General features: G+C 76.0%; 8 protein-coding genes. 4 read left to right on the top strand and 4 right to left on the bottom strand.

Annotated features, from left to right (window positions below; all coding sequences use genetic code 11):
* Positions 1 to 72: 72 nt before the first annotated feature.
* On the bottom strand, positions 73 to 1,314 hold the full coding sequence (locus ACGFZK_RS06910) for an MFS transporter (RefSeq protein WP_393847770.1): 1,242 nt from the start codon (positions 1,312 to 1,314) through the stop codon (positions 73 to 75).
* 257 nt (positions 1,315 to 1,571) lie between these two features.
* Between ACGFZK_RS06910 and ACGFZK_RS06905 the strand changes: the two genes are divergently transcribed.
* On the top strand, positions 1,572 to 3,119 hold the full coding sequence (locus ACGFZK_RS06905) for a molybdopterin-dependent oxidoreductase (RefSeq protein WP_393847881.1): 1,548 nt from the start codon (positions 1,572 to 1,574) through the stop codon (positions 3,117 to 3,119).
* Between the two features lie 36 nt (positions 3,120 to 3,155).
* On the opposite strand, the gene ACGFZK_RS06900 is transcribed toward ACGFZK_RS06905, so the two are convergent.
* The 3 genes from ACGFZK_RS06900 to ACGFZK_RS06890 form a co-directional block, all read right to left on the bottom strand.
* Entirely contained in the window at positions 3,156 to 4,424 is a 1,269-nt protein-coding gene (locus ACGFZK_RS06900; protein ID WP_393847769.1) for a cytochrome P450, read from the bottom strand.
* Between the two features lie 84 nt (positions 4,425 to 4,508).
* A complete protein-coding gene (locus ACGFZK_RS06895) occupies positions 4,509 to 5,795 on the bottom strand; it encodes a putative Ig domain-containing protein (protein WP_393847768.1) in 1,287 nt (428 codons plus the stop codon).
* An 88-nt stretch (positions 5,796 to 5,883) separates the two neighbouring features.
* Positions 5,884 to 6,777 (bottom strand): LysR substrate-binding domain-containing protein, encoded by an 894-nt coding sequence (locus ACGFZK_RS06890; protein WP_393847767.1) that lies wholly within the window; start codon positions 6,775 to 6,777, stop codon positions 5,884 to 5,886.
* Positions 6,778 to 7,301: 524 nt separating this feature from the next.
* Here ACGFZK_RS06890 and ACGFZK_RS06885 point away from each other — a divergent pair.
* Genes ACGFZK_RS06885 through ACGFZK_RS06875 form a run of 3 tightly spaced genes read left to right on the top strand, consistent with a single transcriptional unit; the run spans position 7,302 to position 19,141 of the window.
* The gene (locus tag ACGFZK_RS06885; RefSeq protein ID WP_393847766.1) at positions 7,302 to 14,210 is read left to right on the top strand and encodes an SDR family NAD(P)-dependent oxidoreductase; all 6,909 of its coding nucleotides are present in this window, start codon (positions 7,302 to 7,304) and stop codon (positions 14,208 to 14,210) included.
* Positions 14,203 to 18,831: a beta-ketoacyl synthase N-terminal-like domain-containing protein gene (locus ACGFZK_RS06880; RefSeq protein WP_393847765.1), complete on the top strand. Its 4,629-nt coding sequence runs from the start codon at positions 14,203 to 14,205 to the stop codon at positions 18,829 to 18,831. Before ACGFZK_RS06885 ends, ACGFZK_RS06880 begins: the two co-directional genes overlap by 8 nt.
* Entirely contained in the window at positions 18,821 to 19,141 is a 321-nt protein-coding gene (locus tag ACGFZK_RS06875; protein WP_393847764.1) for an acyl carrier protein, read from the top strand. Before ACGFZK_RS06880 ends, ACGFZK_RS06875 begins: the two co-directional genes overlap by 11 nt.
* Positions 19,142 to 19,146 lie beyond the last annotated feature (5 nt).

Raw genomic sequence — 19,146 nt, 5'->3', positions numbered from 1 at the left:
CGGCCCGGACACCGCTTCGCCCTGCGCCCGGGCCGGGCCGCGGGCGAAGCGGTGTCCGGGCCGCGGGAAGGGTCATGGCCTTCGCTTCCGCCTCGCCCGTGCGGCCCCGGCGGCCGCCAGGCCGAGAACGGTCATCGAGGCGGCCGAGACCAGCAGCGTCTCCCGGGCTCCGAGCCCGGCCACCAGCGGCCCGCCCAGCGCGGTACCGAGCGGGACGGCGAGCACGCGGACCGCCGAGCTCGCGGCCAGGGTCTGCGCAAGCAGGTCCCGCGGGGCCGAGCGCTGGAAGAGGGCGGTGGACAGCGAGGCGTACGGAGGCCAGAGCAGACCGGCGGCGGCGAACCCGGCGACGGCGACGGCCGTCGGCGCTCCCAGCCCCGTCGGCAGCATGAACACGCCGAAGGCGACCACGATGCCGGTCGTGGCCGGCCACATCGGCAGCCGGCTGAGGTATCCGGTCAGCACGGAGCCGAGGACGGCGCCGACACCGAACGCGGTGTAGAAGGCGGCCAGCAGACCTGCGGGACCGCCCAGACCGTCCGACACGTACAGCGGCAGGGCGACGTACACGGGACCGAAGAGGCAGAAGAAGCCGAAACTCAGGCCGAGCAGCCCCAGCAGGGCCGGAGTGCGGCGGATGACGGCGAAGCCCGCGGCACGGGAGCCGCCGCTCTCCTCGGGTGCGGGCGCCTCGTCCCGCGGGACTCCGAAGAGGAACGTGACGGCCAGGACGAGGAACGTCGCCGCGTCGACGGCGATCACGGTCGCGGCACCACCGCGCAGGATGAGGGCGCCGGCGAGCGGCGGCCCGAAGACGGTGGAGAGCGAGCCGATGGCGGACAGGACGGCGTTGCCGGCCAGATGGTCGCGCTCCGGCAGCAGTCGGGCCAGCAGGGTGTAGACACCGGCCTGGCCCCACGAGTGGAGCACGGAGGACGCGGCGAGCAGCCCGACGTACAGCTCGATGCTCAGGGTCCCGAGGGCGTGACACACGGGGATCGCGCCCAGGGCGACGGCGCGCAGCAGGGCGTCGCAGGCGACCAGCCGGGCCGGGGAGCGGTGGCGCAGGAACCGCCCGAGAAGGACTGCGCCCGCGGCGCCGGAGAGGGTGTAGGCGGCGGCCGCCAGCGCGACCCACAGGCCGCGTTCGGCCGCCGGGGCGATCTCGATCGCCAGCCAGCTCACGGCGACCACTGCCATGCCGTCGCCGAGGGACGAGACGGTGAACCCCGGTAACAGCCGGCGCAGCGTCGAGTGGGTGAGCACCGGCCAGTAGGGCGAGGTGCGGACGGTCCGGCCCGGCTTCAGGGGCACGGCTTCTGCTCTTTCGGGGAATGACGGGGCTCCATGACGCCATCCTCACCGCGTCCCCCGGCGTCGCCGCGCCCTTTCACTCTGGGCATGATCCTTTCACCCAGGGCAGAAGACGCCCGCACTGCTCCCCCACCGGGGGCACGGGGGCAGGGCGGCAGGGCCGCACGGCGGCACGGCGGCGGCACGGAGCCGCCCCGGCGCGGCACACTGGCCATGTGGAGGCAGACCCGAGCCGTCCCGCGCGGCTGCGGCGCACGATGGGCGCCGTCAGCGGGATCGTCGCGGCCATCGCCGGGCTGGTGCTCGCGCAGCTGACGGCGGCGGTCGTCCGGCCCGAGGCCGCGCCGGTCACGGCCGTCGGCGGGGCGGTGGTCGACCTGACGCCGGTGGCCGTCCGGGAGTGGGCGATCCGGCTGTTCGGCACCTCCGACAAGCTGGTGCTGGGCGTCGGCATCCTCGCCGTCCTGGCCGCGGTCGCCGTCGGGGCCGGGCTGCTCGCCGTACGCCACCTCCCGGCCGGGATCGCGGTCGTGGGCGGCTTCGGGCTGGTGGGGGCGCTGGCCGCGCTCAGCAGGCCGGAGGCCGGCTGGCGGGACGCGCTGCCCTCACTGGTGGGCGCGCTGGCCTCGGCCGGGGTGCTGTACCTGCTGGTCACGGCGGCGACGCGGTCCCGCCCGGCCGGGGCGCCGCACGGCGGAACCGGATCGATGGACCGGCGCGGCTTCGGACGGCTGGTCGTCGCGGTCCTGGCGGCCTCGGCGGGGGCCGGGCTCGGCGCACGGCGGCTGGGTGCCCACGGCTCGGCGGACGCCACCGCCTCCCGGGCCCGCTTCGTCCTCCCCCGGCCCACCGTGCCCGCGCCGCCGGTGCCCGCCGGGGCCGACCTGCGGGTGCCCGGCCTCGGCCCCTTCCTCACCCCGAACCAGGACTTCTACCGGGTGGACACCGCGCTGGTCGTCCCCCGCGTGGACGCGGACACCTGGCGGCTGCGCATCCACGGGGAGGGGGTGACCAGGCCCCTCGCCCTCGACCTGCGGCAGCTCCTCGCCCGCCCGCTGGTCGAGCACGACATCACCCTCACCTGCGTGTCCAACGAGGTCGGCGGCGGGTATGCGGGCAACGCCCGCTGGCTCGGCGTGCGCCTCGGGGACCTGCTCCGCGAGGCGGGGGTACGGCCGCCGTCCCAGGGCGGACGGGCCGACCAGCTCGTCGCGCGTTCGGTGGACGGCATGACCATCGGCACGCCGGTCGAGACCGTCATGGACGGCCGGGCCGCGCTGCTCGCCGTCGGCATGAACGGCCAACCGCTGCCCTTCGCCCACGGGTTCCCGGTCCGGATGGTCGTCCCGGGCCTGTACGGGTACGTCTCCGCCTGCAAGTGGCTCGCCGAGCTGCGACTGACCACCTTCGCCGCCTACGACGCGTACTGGGTACGCAGGTCCTGGGCCCAGCAGGCTCCGGTCAAGACCCAGGCACGGATCGACACCCCCCGCCCGTACGCAGGTCTGGCGCCGGGCCGGGTGGCGGTGGCCGGGGTGGCGTGGGCCCAGCACCGCGGGATCGAGCGGGTCCAGGTGAGGGTGGACGGCGGCGCCTGGCAGGAGGCGCGGCTCGGGGCCGCGGACGGCGTGGACACCTGGCGACAGTGGGTGTGGCCGTGGGAGGCCACCCCCGGGCAGCACACCCTGGAGGTCCGCGCCACGGACGGCACGGGCACGGTCCAGACGGGAACCCGCACCGGGACCGTCCCCGACGGGGCGACCGGATGGCACAAGGTGAACGTCCGCGTCCGGGCCCTGGCATGAAGGCGTCCGCCCCGGCGGACACCCCCAAGACGCTCCTCAGCGGCGCGCCAGGCGGACCGGGAGTGACCGGACGTTGTTGCTGATGAAGCTGCGCTGGTAGGGGAGTTCGGCCTCCGGTACCGCCAGGTCGAGGTCGGGGAAACGGGTGAAGAGCCGCTCCAGGGCGGTCGTGGCCTCCAGCCGGGCGAGCGGGGCGCCGATGCAGTAGTGGGCGCCGTGGCCGAAGGCGAGGTGGCGGGCGGCCGTGGGGCGGGTGATGTCGAAGCGGTCGGCGTCCGGGCCGTGGAGGGCCTCGTCGCGGCCCGCCGCGCTGTACCCGGCCAGCACCGGGGTGCCCTGCGGGATCACCGTCCCGTCGACGGTCACGTCGCGGGTGGGGTAGCGGAAGGGGAACCAGCTGACCGGGGTGTCCCAGCGCAGCGTCTCGTCCACCACGTCCGACCAGGTCGCCTTGGAGTCCAGGACGAGGGCGAGCTGGTCGCGGTGGGCGCACAGGGCGCGGACGGCGTTGACGACGAGGTTGAGGGTGGTCTCGTGGCCCGCGACGAGCATCAGCCGCATGGTGCCGATGAGTTCGATCTCGCTGAGCCGGTCCCCGTCGCCCTCGCGGGCCGCGATCAGGGCGCTGGTGAGGTCCTCGCCCGGATTCTCGGCGCGGGCGGCCGCGATGGTCGACGTCAGGGCCATGAGTTCCCGGAGGGCGGCCATCTTCTCGGCCGGGGAGATGTCGGTGGCGACGACCACCGTGTTGGTGAGCTGGTGCAGCCGGCTCCGGTGCTCGGGGTCCACGCCGAGCAGCTCGCAGATGACGTTCATCGGGAGCGGGAGGGCGAAGTGCGTGTACAGGTCGGCGATCCCGTCGGCGGAGTCGGCCGCGGCCCGCCCCAGGTCGTCGAGGAGTTCGGTGGTGAGCGCCTCGATGCGTGGCCGCAACCGCTCCACCTGGCGGATGGTGAAGGCCTTGCCGACCAGCCCGCGCAGGCGGCGGTGGTCGGCCTCGTCCGCGGTGTGCATGCCCTGGGCGTCCGCGAAGACGCGCAGCGGCCAGTCCGCGGGGATGGTGCCGTCGTGCAGGGCCGGGAAGTGCCGGGCGTTCTTGCCCACTTCGGGGTGGGCGAGGAACTCCTTGAGCGCTTCGTGCCCCAGGACGACCGCTCCGCGCACCTCGCCGGGGAGTACGACCTCCGCCACCGCGCCGTGCTCGGCGCGCAGCCGGGCGTTGAGGGCGTGCGGGCAGCCGCCGAGGGGGTCGATCACGTGCGGGGTGCCCGAACCCTGCGGGACGGGTGAGATGGGGGACGACAAACCGGTGCTCCTGACCTGGTGGACGGGACTCGGTCAACAGTGCGTCCTCGTGGGCGGGTTGGACAAGCCCACCCCCGCCCCGTCTCAGAACCAGTTGAGCGTGAGGGTGAAGCTGGTGCCCGCGGTGGCTCCGCCGGCATCGCTCGCGGTGGCCGTGACCTGGAAGGCGCCGCTGCCCCAGGGCTTGCCGCCGATCCGCCCGGAGGCGCTGTCCAGGGTCAGGCCCCAGGGCAGGCCGGTGGCCACGTAGCGGACGGGGGGCTCCGCGCCGGTCGTGGTGAGCTGGATGGTGCAGGACTGGTTGAACCTGCACGTCTGCGGGCCGGGGTCGATGAACTGCAGACCACCGGGCGTCGGGGTCGGTGTGGGAGTCGGGGTCGGGGTCGGGGTGGGCGTGGGCGTGGGTGTCGGAGTGCCGTCGCAGCCCGGGGTGGCCTCCGGCGGCAGCGGTACCCGCCAGATCTGCGGGTCGTTCTCCGATCCGACCAGCAGGTTCGTGCAGTCGGCGTACGTCACCGTCTCCCCCTGCGACTGGGCCGGGAGGGCGACGTCCGCGAGCTTGACCCCGGCCGTGTCGTACACGGAGGCCGTGTTGGCGCCCAGCGGACCGCCGCTGCGCAGGGCGTACGAGGCACCCGAGGGCGAGAACGCGCCGTCGGTGGCGAACACGGGCCCGGGCCGGACGGCGGTGAGGGTGTTGACTTGCCCGGTCACCGGGGGCAGCGGGGCCTGGTACAGCCGGCCGGCGGCTCCGATGAGCTTGCTGGCGACGTAGAGCCGGCCCGTCACCGGATCGGAGAGCAGGGACTCGGCGTCGTGCTTGCCGTCGGCGTAGGAGAAGCGGTAGGTCACGGGCGTGACCGTGGCGTTGGTGAGCTGGTCGGGCTCGGCGAAACGGTGCACGGTGATCTCCGCGCGTCCGCTGAAGTTGTCCCCGATGTCGCCGACCAGGATCGCCGGGCCGCCGCCCGGGTCCTTGCCGAGCGCCAGCCCCTCCCAGTCGGTGTTGCCGACGCCGGAGACGGTGAAGGTGGCCAGGAGCCGGCCGGTGGCGCTGTTGCAGTCGATGGCGAAGACCTGAGGGGTGTTCCCGCTGTCGTTGACGGCGTAGAAGACCCCCGGGTGTTTGCGGCTCATGGCGAGGCCGCTGAGCTCGGCGAGACCGCCGGGGAGGGTGCACTTCTTCTCCGGCGCCAGGGCCTCGGCGCCGGCCCGCGGGGCGGCGGGGACGGTGGAGGAGGCGGGGACGGTGGAGGCGGTGGGGGCCGTGGAGGCGGTGGCGCTGGTCATCCAGGCGAGTGCGGGCAGGATCGTGGCGAGGGTCGCGGTCGCGAGGGCGGCGGCCCGTGGGGGTGTCAGGAGTCGGGACATGCGCACAATGTGCGGGCACATCAGCGGGCCTGCCAGGCCCAATCCCCTCCCGTTTGAGCATCGTTCAATGCCGCGGTGGCATGTCCGGTCAGCGCACCGGCTCCCGGACGGGCCCCTTGTGCCCCGCCTGCACGATGAACGCACGGGCGGCACGGCTCAGCGGCCGCCGGGCGTGGGCGATGCCCACCGGCCGCAGCAGCGGCGGCATGAAGGAGCGGATCTCGGCGCGGCTCCCGAACGCCCGGAGCACCACGTCCCGGTACCAGATGAGCGAGCCGCGGCCGTCCGTCACGCCCGTCACCCAGGCGAGCCGTTCGTCGACCTCCAGGGTGGGGACGGGCCGCACCCCGAGGCAGCTGAACATGGCCTCCATCTCGGTGCGTCGCCCGGTCCCCGGGGTGGGCAGCACCATCGGCAGCCCGTCGAGCATGCGCAGGGGCATCGGGTGGGGCAGCCGGGACCCGAGGGGGGAGATGAGCACCACCTCGCGCTCCTGGATGAAGTGGGTGGAGAGCTCCTTGTCGACGGGCAGGTCGACCAGCGCCAACTCCGCTCTCCCCTGGTTCAGTTCCTCGACCAGTGCCTCTCTGCTGTCGTGCTGCTGGAGCCGGACGTCGACGGTCGGGTGCCGTCCGGCGAAGGCCGCGATCAGGTCCGTGGCCAGGTCGAGGGCGAGGGTGGGCGTGGTGACGAGGGTCAGGACGGCCCGGGTGCCGCCGCCGTGCGGGGTCCCGATGTCGTCGATGGCCTCCACCGCGTTGAGCACGGTGCGGGCCAGCCGGACGACCCGGGCCCCCTCCGGCGTGAGGTCCACCCCCCTTCCCCGGCGGGCCAGGAGCTCGACTCCGAGATCGCGCTCCATGGCCTGGACTGCCCTTGACAGCGCGGACTGGGCGACGAACACCGAGGCGGCCGCTCCGGTGATGGACCGGCAGTCGGCGACGGCGACGAGGTAGCGGAGCTGCGCGAGCGTGGGGGTCATGACCGGACGGTAACCTCGCGAGGCTGTACCCGTAAGGGCTCGTCGGGTGAACAACTGACCGGGTCCGGTGTCACGGTCATGCCCGGTCGACGGCTAGGCATGCCGGTGCGGCATACCCGCGAGGACGCGGTACGCCGGCCCGCCCGGCGGGAGCCCGGCCCGCCCGGGCGGAGAACGCCGCAGGCCACCGGCTCGGCCGGGGGGTGTCGTGGGTCCGCCCGGGCGGGATTCCGGGTGCTCCGCGGGCCCCGATGGTGCGAAGCATCGTATTCCGCATGGCTGTTGACAGTGCACGGCGGCCACCGCACGATGCATCCCGGCATGCGGGTGTTTGACCACGGTTCAAGCCCGCCGTACCCGCGGTGGGTGCCCCGGCCGGTGTGCGTGACCGCCGCACTCCCCCTCCTGCACCCCGCCCCGCACTGCCGTTGCACGGCTCGTCGGCTCGCCGGTACGACCGCTCGTCGTCGTTCGTCCGCTCTTCCGTCCTGCATCGCGCCATGTCACCCAGCATTGGAGCGCCCGTGACCCCCCATCACCCGCAGCCCGCCGCCACCCGTGACCTGGTCGTCGCGGTCAGCCCCTTCGAGGAGCCCCACCCGGCCGTCGTGACCGCCGCGGAGCGCGCCGGGGCCCTCGGGCTCCTCGACCTCGGCCGGGACCCCGGCGCCGCACGGCGCGGCTTCGCGGAGCTGGGCCGCCGGCCGGCAGGCGGCGCCCGGTACGGGGTGCGGGTTCCCGCCGGCTGCCCGCTCGGCCCCGGGGAGCTGCCCGCCGCGGTGGACACCGTGCTGCTCGCCGACCCCACCGCGCACACCCCCGAGCGGGTGGCCGCATGGGCCGCGGCGGCCGGGCGCCCCCGCGTGTGGGCCGAGGTCACCGGTGCGGCGGAGGCCCGGACCGCCGTGGCCGCGGGGGCGGGCTCGCTGGTCGCCAAGGGGCACGAGGCCGGCGGCCGGGTCGGCCCGGCCACCACCTTCGTACTGCTCCAGCAGCTTCTGGCCGACCCCGGAATCCCGGTACCCGTACGGGCCTACGGCGGAATCGGGCCACACACGGCGGCCGCGGCCGTCGCGGGCGGAGCCGCCGGAGTGCTGCTCGACGTACAACTGGCCCTGACCGCCGAGGCCGAGGCCGCGCTGCCGGAGGAAGTCTGCGCCGCGCTCCGGGCGATGGACGGCTCGGAGACCCGACTGGCCGACGGGCACCGGGTGTTCGCGCGGCCCGACCTCACCCCGCCCGAGGGGCCCGTCCCCACCCTGCTCGGCGCCCGTGACCTACGGACCCAGCTGCTGCCCGTCGGACAGGACGGGGCCTCGGCGGCCCGGCTGGCCGCCCGCCACCGGACCACCGGCGGCGTCGTGCAGGCCGTACGGGCGGCCATCGCCGGGCACCTGGAGGCGGCGGTGCGGTCCCGGCCCCTCGCGCGCCCGCTGCCCGTCGCGCAGGGCCCGATGACCCGGGTGAGCGACCAGGCGGCCTTCGCCGCGGCGGTGGCCGCCGCGGGCGGGGTCCCGTACCTGGCGCTCGCGGTGATGGAGGGCCCGGACGTACGCCGGCTGCTGGCGCAGACGGCCGAGCGGCTCGGGGACCTCCCCTGGGGCGTGGGCCTGCTCGGCTTCGCCCCGCCCGAGCTGCGGCAGGAGCAGCTGGCCGCCGTGACCGAGGCCCGTCCGCCCTACGCCATCATCGCCGGCGGCACCCCGGCGCAGGCGGCCCCGCTGGAGGCGGCCGGGATCCGGACCCACCTGCACGTGCCCTCCCCCGGCCTGCTGGAGCGGTATCTCGCCGAGGGAGCGCGGCGGTTCGTCTTCGAGGGGCTGGAGTGCGGAGGTCACGTCGGGCCGCGCGCCTCGTTCCCGCTGTGGGAGGAACAGATCGAGCGGCTGCTGGCCTGCCCCGAACCCGAGGCCCTGGACCTGCTGTTCGCGGGCGGGATCCACGACGAACGCTCCGCCGCGATGGCGGTGGCGGCCGCCGCCCCGCTGGCCGCCCTCGGCGCGCGGACCGGGGTGCTGATGGGCACCGCGTACCTGTTCACCGAGGAGGCCGTGGCGGCGGGCGCGGTCCTGCCGGGCTTCCAGCGGGCGGCGGTGGAATGCGCGGACACCGTGCTGCTGCGCACCGCCCCCGGGCACGCCACCCGGTGCGCGGCCACCCCGTACGCCGAGACCTTCGAGGCGACCCGGCGGCGGCTCACGGAGAGCGGCATCGAAGCGCGCACGGTGTGGGAGGAGCTGGAACGGCTGAATCTCGGACGGCTGCGGATCGCGAGCAAGGGCCTGCGGCGCGCCGTCGACGGGGGCGGGCTGGAGCCCGTGCCCGAGGAACAGCAGGAAACCGACGGACTGTTCATGCTGGGGCAGGCCGCCACCCTGCGCACGCGGACGACGACGATCGGCGCCCTGCACGCGCAGGTCACCGAGGGGGCCACCGCACTGCTGGAGCGGCGGGCCCGCGAACTCGCGGGCGCCGCGCCGTCGACGGCGGGATCCCCGGAGGCGGTGGCCGACCCGCTCGACATCGCCATCGTCGGGATGGCCTGCGCCTACCCCGGGGCCCCGGACCTCGCCGCCTACTGGGCCATGGTCCTGGCCGGAACCGACGCGGTCACCGAGGTACCGGCCGAGCGCTGGGACCCGGACCTCTACTACGACGCCGACCCGGCCCGGGCCGGCGAGCGCACCCCCTCCCGCTGGGGCGGCTTCCTCGGCCCCGTGCCCTTCGACGCCCTCGCGCACGGCATCCCGCCGGCCTCCCTCGCCGGAATCGAGCCGGTGCAGCTGCTGGCCCTGGAGATCTCGGCGCGCGCCCTCGGGGACGCGGGCTACGGCAGGGACCGCGCCTTCGACCGCTCCCGGACCTCGGTGGTCTTCGGCGCCGAGGCCGGTACCGAACTGGCGGGCGCGTACGGGTTGCGCGCCCTCCACCCCGCCTACCTGGGCGAACTTCCGGCCGAGTTGGACGAGCAGCTGCCCCGGCTCACCGAGGATTCCTTCCCCGGGATCCTCGCCAACGTCATCGCCGGGCGGGTCGCCAACCGCCTCGACCTGGGCGGCGCGAACTGCACGGTCGACGCCGCCTGCGCCTCCTCCCTCGCCGCACTGGACCTCGCCTGCCGCCAACTGCGCGACCACGACAGCGACATGGTGCTGTGCGGGGGTGCCGATGTGCACAACGGCATCAACGACTTCCTGATGTTCGCCTCCGTCCGCGCCCTGTCACCCGCGGGCCGCTGCCGGCCCTTCGACGCGGCCGCCGACGGGATCGCCCTCGGTGAGGGCGTGGGCGCGCTCGTCCTGAAGCGGCTCGCGGACGCGGAACGGGACGGCGACCGCGTGTACGCCGTGATCAAGGCGGTGGGCGCCGCCAGCGACGGCCGGTCCCTCGGCCTGACCGCGCCCCGGCCGGAAGGACAGCGGCGGGCCCTGGAGCGGGCCTACGCGCGGGCCGGCATCACGCCGGACGAGGTGGGCCTGATCGAGGCGCACGGTACCGGCACGGTCGTCGGTGACAGTACCGAACTGGCCGTTCTGAGCGAGCTGTTCACCGCGGCCGGGGCCGAACCCGGGGCCTGCGCGCTGGGCTCCGTGAAATCGCAGCTCGGGCACACCAAGTGCGCGGCCGGGCTGGCCGGCCTGATCAAGGCGGCCCGGGCCGTCCACACCGGCGTGCGGCCGCCGACCCTGCACATCGACACGCCCAACCCGGCCTGGCGGGCGGAGACCAGCCCGTTCTCCTTCGACAGGGAGGCCCGGCCCTGGCCGGTGGCCGCGGACCGGCGGATCGCCGGGGTGAGCGCCTTCGGCTTCGGCGGGACCAACTACCACGCGGTGCTCGCCGGTCACGGCGGCTCGCCGGAGCCCCGGCACGGGCTGGAGGAGTGGCCGGCGGAGCTGTTCTGCTTCCGCGGCGAGGACCGGCGGGCGGCGGGGCGGGCGATGGCCCGGCTCGCGGCGCGCCTGGAGGACAACGACGCGGCCGGGCGCCCCTGGGCGCTGCGGGACCTCGCGGCGGAGCCGGCGGCGGACTCCGGCCCGGTCCAGGTGGCCGTCGTGGCCGCCGACCAGGACGAGCTGAGGGACCGGCTGGAGCAGGCCCGCACCTTCACCGCGGGTGCGGGGGTCCACGTACGGGAGGAAGCGGCGGAGCCCGGCCGGGTGGCGTTCCTGTTCCCCGGCCAGGGCAGCCAGCGCCCCGGCATGCTCGGCGATCTGTTCACGGCGTTCCCCACCCTGCGGCGGCTCCTGGACGAGGCCCCACCTCGGGTGGTGTCGACGATGTTCCCACCCGCGGCGTTCAGCGCCGAGGGCCGGGTGACACAGCGGGCGGCGGTCACGGACACCCGGGTGGCGCAGCCGGCCCTCGGCCTCGCGGGGGCTGCGGCGCATCTGCTGCTCGGCGAGCTCGGCGTACGGCCCGACGCCGTCGCCGGGCACTCGTACGGAGAGCTCACCGCGCTGTGGGCGGCGGGGGCCTACGACACGCAGAGCCTGCTGCGGCTGAGCGCGCGCCGGGCCGAGGCGATCGTGGCGGCCGCCGGCGCGGATCCGGGCTCGATGGCGGCGGTGTCGGCCGCACCGGCCGAGGTACGGGAGATCGCGGCCCGCACCGGCTGCGTGGTGGCGAACCACAACGCGCCCCGCCAGTGCGTGATCTCGGGCCCGACGCAGGCCGTGTCCGCGGCGGTGACGGCCCTGCGCGAGGCGGGTCTCACGGCCGAACCCCTCCCCGTGGCCTGCGCGTTCCACAGCGAAGTGGTGGCAGGAGCGGCCGCGGCCCTCTCGGCGGAACTGGCGTCGACGCCGGTGACGGCTCCCCATACCCCGATCTGGTCGAACACGACGGCCGACCGGTATCCGGCGACACCCGAAGAGGTACGAAGCCTTGCCGCGCGCCAGGTCGCGGAGCCGGTCCGGTTCGTCGACGAGGTGGAGGCCATGTACGCGGCCGGCGTCCGGACCTTCGTGGAGACGGGCCCCGGCCGGGTCCTCACCGCCCTGATCGGCCGGATCCTCTCCGGCCGCCCCCACACGGTGGTCCCGCTGGACGTGCCGGGCGAGCACGGTCTGGTCCGGCTGGTGACCGCTCTGGCCGAACTGATGGCGGCGGGCGTGCCGGTGTCGCCGCAGGCGCTCTTCCGCGGCCGCACCTCCCGCCTCCCGGACCGCGCCCCCAGGCGTCCGGGCTGGCTGGTGGACGGCCACCTGGTCCGCACCGCGGCGGACGGCGCACCCGTCCCGGGCGGCCTCCGCCCGCCCCACCGCGTGCCGACCGCGGTGGCGCCTCCCCCATCCGAGCCGGCGATGGCGGCGGACCGACGGGAGGAGGCAGTCCTGGAGTACCTCCGCGGCACCCGCGCCCTGGTCGAGGCCCAGCGGGACGTCCTGCTCGGCTACCTGGGCGCCGGGGCCGCCGGAGCGCGCCACGGTTCCGACGCGGTCGGGAGCGTGCCGGGGCGATCCCCGCAGGGCGCCGAACGCACTGCCGCCGCACCGTCCGACCCCTCGCCACGTTCGGCGACCGAGGAGACGCCCCGGCGCGCGCCCGGCCCCGGCGGAACCGCCCCCACCGGTCCCGCCCCCGCCGCCACCCCCGCGCCCCACACCGCCGAGGAGGTCATGGACGTCGTCCTGGAGATCGTCCACATCCGCACCGGCTACCCCCGGGACATGCTCGACCCCGAGCTGGACCTGGAAGCGGACCTCTCCATCGACTCCATCAAGCGCGTCGAGATCATCGGCGCCCTCGCCGACCGGATCGGGCTCCCCCGGGACCCGGGCGGATCCGCCGAGTCCGCCGTCGAGGAGCTGTCCCGGATCAAGACCCTGCGCGGCATCGTCGACTGGGTCACCGCCCATGCACCCACACCCGCCCCGCCCCCCGCCGTACCCGCGCCCGCCCCGCCCGCCGCCGTACCCGCGCCCGCCCCGCCAGGCGGCGAACCCGCACCCGATCCCCGGCCCGTGGCACCTCCGGTCAGCCGCCTCCGGGTGGACCTGCTGCCCCTACCCCCGGCGACCGGCGACCCCGAGTCCCTGCGCGGCCTGCGGATCGGGGTCGTCGAGGACGGCCAGGCCGTCGCCCCCGCCCTCGTAGCGGCCCTGGACGCGTACGGTGCCGAGCCGACGCTCCTGCCCTCGGCCGAGCCCGGCTTCGACGGCCTCGTCGATCTCTCCGCGCTGCGGACCACCGCCGAGCCCGTCCTGCCGGAGGCCTTCCCGGGGCTTCGGCGGTCCCTGACCTCCGGTACTCCCCGGCTGCTCCTCGTCACCGCGCCCGGCACCCCCGGCGCCGGCCTGCACGGTTTCGCCCGCAGCGCCGCCCTCGAATTCCCCGGCACGCTGGTCCGCGCCGTGGACATCCACCCCAAGGAGGACCCGGAGCGCATCGCGGCGCAACTCGTGGCCGAACTGAGCAGCGACACCGGAGGCGGCGGAATCGGAATCGGCGGAATCGGAAGCGAGAACGAAGGCAGCACCCCCACCACCCCGGCCTCCGTCGTCTACACCGCGGACGGAACCCGTGTCGCCCGCCTCCCCGTACCCGCCCCGCTGCCCGCATCCGACGGCCCGCCGCCCCTGGACCGCCGCTCGGTGGTCCTGCTCACCGGCGGGGCCCGCGGCATCACCGCCCGCACCGCGCTCGCCCTGGCCCGCGCCACCGGATGCCACGTGGAACTGATCGGCCGCACCCCCGAACCGGCCGCCGCGGCCGATGAGTTCGGCCAGGCACAGGACCGCGTGGCGTTGCGGGCCGCCCTGATCGCCGCGGGACTGCGTACGCCCGCGGAGATCGAGGCGGCGGCCTCGCGGATCCTCGCCGAGCGCGAGGTACGGGCCACCCTCGACGCCCTCGCCACCGCCGCGGCCTCCGTCCGCTACCACTGCGCGGACGTCACCGACGAGCGGGCCGTCCGGGCCGTCGTGGCCGGCGTACGGGAGCGCCACGGCCGCCTCGACGGCATCGTGCACGGCGCCGGGGTGCTGCGGGACGGCCTGCTGCGCGACAAGCAACCGGCCGACTTCGCCGCGGTGTTCACCACCAAGGTGGCCGGCGCCCGCCACCTGGCCGCCGCGGCCGCCGAGCACGGGACCTGGCCCGCGCCCCGCTTCCTGGCGCTGTTCGGCAGCGTCGCCGGGGTGTACGGCAACCGCGGCCAGTGCGACTACGCCGCGGCCAACGACGCCCTCGACGGCCTCGCGCAGACCTGGGCCGAGACCTTCCCGGGCCGGGTGCTGTCGGTCGACTGGGGCCCCTGGGCGGCGGAGGCCGGCGGGATGGTCACCCCCGAGCTGGAGCGTGCGTACGCCCGGCGCGGGATCCCGCTCATCGCGCCGGAGGCGGGTACCGCCGCGTTCCTCGACGAACTGGCGCACGGGAGCGACGTACAGGTGGTCCTGATGGCGGAGGAGGGCCGGGGCGATGCGTGACGGACCGCGGCGCGGCCCCCGCCCGACCGATGCCGCGATCGTCGGGATGGGCGCGGTGTTCCCCGGGGCCGCCGATCTGGCGGCGTACCGGCGCAATCTCCTCGCCGGCACGGACTCCATCGGCGAGGTCCCGCCCGGGCGTTGGGACCCCGAGGTGTACTACGACCCGCAGGGCGCCGCCGGACCGGTGGCGAGCGACCGGTTCTACTGCCGGCGCGGCGGCTTCGTCGACGGTCTCGCCGCCTTCGACCCGACCCGGTTCGGGATCATGCCGGCCGCCGTGGAGGGGGCGGAGCCGGATCAGATGCTGGCCCTGCACGCGACGGCCGAGGCGATCGCCGACGCGGGCGGTGAGGACCGGCTGCCCGCCGACCGGTCGCGGATCGGGGTGGTGCTGGGGCGCGGCGGGTTCATGGGGGTGGCCACCGCCCGGCTCGACCAACGGGTGCGCACGGCACATCAGTTGGCGCAGACGCTGCGGGAGCTGGCGCCGGAGCTGGGCGAGCGGCGGATCGCGGAGGTGCGCTCCGCGTTCCAGGACGCGCTGGGTCCGGAGCGGCCGGACGCGTCGATCGGGCTGGTGCCGAGCTTCACCGCCGCCCGGACCGCGAACCGGCTCGACTTCCGCGGTCCCGCGTACACGCTGGACGCGGCCTGCGCCTCCTCCCTGCTGGCGGTGGACCAGGCGGTGGCGCTGCTGGCCGCCGGGCGCTGCGACGCGGTGGTCGCCGGGGCGGTCCACCACTGCCACATCGCGACGCTGTGGAGCGTGTTCACGCAGCTGCGGGCGCTCAGCCCGAGCGAGCGGATCCGTCCCTTCGACCGCAGGGCCGACGGGACCCTGCTGTCCGAGGGCACCGGGGTGGTGCTGCTGAAGCGCCTGGCGGACGCGGAGCGCGACGGCGACCGCGTGTACGCGGTGATCCGCGGTACGGGCGTGGCCGGGGACGGCCGCGCGGCGAGCCTGATGAGCCCGCTGGTCGCGGGCCAGGTGCAGGCCCTGGAGCGGGCCTGGCGGGAGGCCGGGCTGGATCCGCGGGCGCCGGGGGCGCTGGGGCTGCTGGAGGCGCACGGTACGGGCACCCCGGTGGGGGACGCGGCCGAACTGGACACCCTGGCCCAGGTGTTCGGGCCGCCCGAGCCGGGAGGCGGGCCCGGGATCGGCTTCGGCTCGGTGAAGTCGATGCTCGGGCACACCATGCAGGCCTCGGGCATGGCCGGGCTGATCAAGGCGGCGCTCGCCGTGTACGAGGGGGTGCTGCCGCCGACGCTGCACCTCGATGAACCGCACGCGGACCTGGCCCGGACCCGGATGCGGCCGGTGGTCGCCGCGGAGCCGTGGGAGCGGGGGCCGCAGCCGCGCCGGGCCGGGGTCAACGCGTTCGGCTTCGGCGGGATCAACGCGCACGTGGTCCTGGAGGAGGCCCCGGCGGCATCGCGGCCGGTCCCCGCACCGGGCGCCACCGCCCCGGTCTCCGGCCCCGGCCCGGTGGCTCCGGTGCGCCGGTTCCTTCCGCTGGGGGTCCGGGCCGCGCCGGTGGGTCCGGCCGCGGGGGGCGACGTACTCCTGATCGGTGCGGACACTCCGGCTCGGCTGTCGCTCCGGCTGGCGGCCGCCGCCCCGGTGTCCGGCGGCGACGGGCCCTGCCGGGTCGCGGTGGTCGGGCCCACGCCCCAGCGGCTCGCGCTGGCCGCGAAGGTGGTGGCGCGCGGCAGGCCGTGGCGGGGGCGGGGGGACGTGTGGTTCACGCCGGAGCCGCTGGGCGGCCGGGTGGCGTTCCTGTTCCCGGGCCTGGAGCCGGAGTTCGCGCCCGTGGTCGACGACGTGGCGGACCGGCTCGCGCTGGTGGCGCCCCGGCTCACCCGTGGCGCGTCGCTGGTGGAACGGGCCCTCGACGCGATCGCGACGGGCCGCTTCTTCGCCCGCGCCCTGCCCGAAATCGGCATCGAGGCCGATGTGCTGGCGGGCCACAGCCTGGGCGAGTGGGCGGCGATGGTGGCGGCCGGCATGTATCCGCAGGAGGCGGCCGACACCTTCCTCGACTCACTGCACCCGGGCGGTCTCCGGGTCCCGGATCTCGTGTACGCGGCGCTGGGCTGTGGTGCGCCGCGGGCGGAGGCCGCGCTGCACGGCATGGACCGGGTGGTGGTCAGCCACGACAACTGCCCGCACCAGTCGGTGATCTGCGGTGATCCGGAGCAGGTGGACGCCGTCGTGGCACGGTTGCGCGGCGACGGGGTGCTCGGTCAGGAACTGCCGTTCCGTTCGGGCTTCCACACCCCGATGTGGGAGCCGTACCTCGGGCAGGTCCGTGCCGCCTTCGCCCGGCTGCCGCTGCGGGACGGCGCCCTGCCGGTGTGGTCGGCCACGACGTGCGCGCCGTTCCCGTCCGCGCCGCAGGACGTACGGGACCTGGTCGTCCGGCATCTGCTGGAGCCGGTCCGCTTCCGCGAGCTGACCCTGCGGCTGTACGAGGACGAGGGCGTGCGCAGCTTCGTCACCCTGGGCCCGGGCAGTCTGCCGGGCTTCGTCGAGGACACCCTGCGCGAGCGGCCCCACCTCTCGGTCTCGGCCTCCTCCCCTCGCCTGTCGGGCCTGGCGGCGCTCGGCCGCACCTGCGCCGCGCTCTGGGCCGAGGGGTACGCACCCCGGTGGGACCGGCTGGCCGGGGTACGGACCGGCGTCGCAGCCGGGGCAGAACCCCCGGTCGAGGCCGAAGTGCGGCCCGCACCGGCCCCGGTGTCCTCCCCCGGGCGGGCCGTGCCGCTGGACCTCGGGTCCCCGCTGGTCCGCCTCGCGGAGCCGGCCCGGGCCGCCCTGGCCGGCCTCCTGGCCCCGGCCGCCCCGGACCCCGCCCCGGGGCCGACGCAGCCCGGCGGCCCCCGGCCGGTGCTGCTGTCCGCCCTGGACGCGGTGCTCGCCGACACCGGATCGGCCGCCCGGGCCGTCACCGCGGCCTGGTCGACGGGGGTACGCGAAGCGCCGGAAGCACCGGCGCCCGTACCGGCCTCCGCACCGGCCCCGGCGCCCGTCCCCGCGCACCACTTCCTGCGGCTGTCCCTCGGCGCGCTCCCCTACGTACGGGACCACTGCGTGTACCTCCAGCCCGACGGCTGGCCGGAGGACTCCGACCGGTTCCCCGTCGTGCCCATGACCACCATGCTGGAGCTGGCCGCCGACGCCGCCCGGCGGTACGCCCCGCCCGGCCTCGCCGTCACCGGCTACGAGGACGTACGGGCGCTGCGGTGGCTCGCGGTCGAACCGGCCGTCGACGTCCGGGTCACCGTCCGCGCCGACGGGCCCGGCCGGATGCGCGTCGGCCTCGGGGAGTACGCCTCCGTGGTCGTGCTGCTCGGCGAGCGGTACGGGGAGCCGCCCGCGCCCGACGGCACGCCCCTGCGCGACCCGGGACCCGCCCCGGTCAGCGCCGCGGCCCTGTACCGGGACCGGTGGATGTTCCACGGCCCGCGCTTCGCCGGCGTCCACGAGGTGCGGTCCGTCGGCTCGGACGGCATCCACGGGGTCCTGCGGGCGCTGCCCGACCCGGGCGCACTGCTCGACGCCGCCGGACAGCTCTTCGGGCACTGGATGCAGCTGCGCCTCCCGGTCGACCGGCTGGTGTTCCCGGCCACCGTGGACCGCATCCGGTTCTACGGGCCTGCGCCCGCCGCACACGAGCTGGTGACCGCCACGGCCAGGATCCGCGCGGTGCAGGACGTCACCGTGCGCGGCGACCTCGAGCTGCGCGGGGCGGACGGCGCGGTGTGGGCGCGGATCGAGGGGTGGACGTACCGCCGGTTCGGCGCCGACGAGCGGGTGTGGCCCATGAAGTTCACCCCGGAGGTGTGCGGTATCGGCGAACCCCGGCCCGAGGGCTGGTGCCTGGCCCGGCGCCGCTGGAACGATCCCGCCTCGCAGGAACTGGTGATGCGCCGCTACCTCGGCGCCGCCGAGCGTGCGGCCTACGAGCGGCTGTCGCCGCGCGCCCGGGCGCCCTGGCTGCTGGGCCGGATCGCGGCCAAGGACGCGCTACGGCAGCTGCTGTGGGACGGCGGGGCGGGGCCGGTGTTCCCGGTGGAGGTTCCGGTCGGCAACGACCCGGCCGGGCGGCCGGTGGCCGAGTCCCCGCTGACCCGCGGATTCCGGCTGTCCCTCGCCCACAAGGACCGGATCGCGGTCGCCCTCGCCCACCCGGGCCGGCCGGTCGGCATCGACGTGGAGCAGGTGACCGCCGACCCGGACGCGCTGATCCGGATCGCGCTCGGGCCGGGCGAACTCCGCCTCGCCGAACGGCTGGCCGCCGAAACGGGCACCGGTCTGCCCGCCGCGCTCACCGCCCTGTGGTGCGCCAAGGAGGCCGCCGCGAAGGCGGCCGGGGGCGGGCTGGGCGGCCGGCCGCGGGACTGGCGGGTGGCCGGCGACCCGGATTCCGGCGCCCTGCTCGTGACCTCCCCCGAGGGGGACCCGTACCCGATCCGGACCACACCGCTCACCGGCGGCGCCCTCACCGGCCCCACGCTCGCCGCCGACACCCCACCCGACCACGTCGTCGCCTGGACCGCTCACCTCGCGGCGCCCTCCCCCGTCCCCTTCCTCACGGAGGCCCGTCATGGCAACTGACATCCTCGCCGAGATCACCGGCATGCTCGTGGAGATCGTCGGCGACGAGTACCTGCTCGCGGAGGAGGTCACGATGAAGACGACGTTCAACGAGGACCTCGCCCTGGAGAGCATCGAGTTCGTCGCCCTCGCCGAGCTGCTCCACCACCGTTACGGCGCCGACGTGGACCTGATGGGCTTCCTGGCCGAGAAGGACATGGACGCCATTTTGGCCATGTCGGTGGGCGAGCTCGTCACCCACATCGGCCGGATCACCCACACCTCCCTGGCCCGGGTCGCGGCGGGGACCACCCCGGCGTCGGCCGGCTGAGCCCG

Origin of the sequence: Streptomyces sp. NPDC048257, assembly GCF_043201855.1 — a bacterium.
In the GTDB taxonomy this organism is placed as follows: domain Bacteria; phylum Actinomycetota; class Actinomycetes; order Streptomycetales; family Streptomycetaceae; genus Streptomyces.
The sequence above is the reverse complement of the archived record's forward strand: the minus strand, read 5'-3'. Positions and strand labels throughout refer to the sequence as shown.

Bases quoted from the DNA above. Each gene is read 5' to 3' on its own strand.
- ACGFZK_RS06905 (WP_393847881.1), top strand. From the start codon at position 1,572: ATGGGCGCCGTCAGCGGGATCGTCGCGGCCATCGCCGGGCTGGTGCTC.
- ACGFZK_RS06895 (WP_393847768.1), bottom strand. From the start codon at position 5,795: ATGTCCCGACTCCTGACACCCCCACGGGCCGCCGCCCTCGCGACCGCG.
- ACGFZK_RS06890 (WP_393847767.1), bottom strand. From the start codon at position 6,777: ATGACCCCCACGCTCGCGCAGCTCCGCTACCTCGTCGCCGTCGCCGAC.
- ACGFZK_RS06880 (WP_393847765.1), top strand. From the start codon at position 14,203: ATGCGTGACGGACCGCGGCGCGGCCCCCGCCCGACCGATGCCGCGATC.
- ACGFZK_RS06875 (WP_393847764.1), top strand. From the start codon at position 18,821: ATGGCAACTGACATCCTCGCCGAGATCACCGGCATGCTCGTGGAGATC.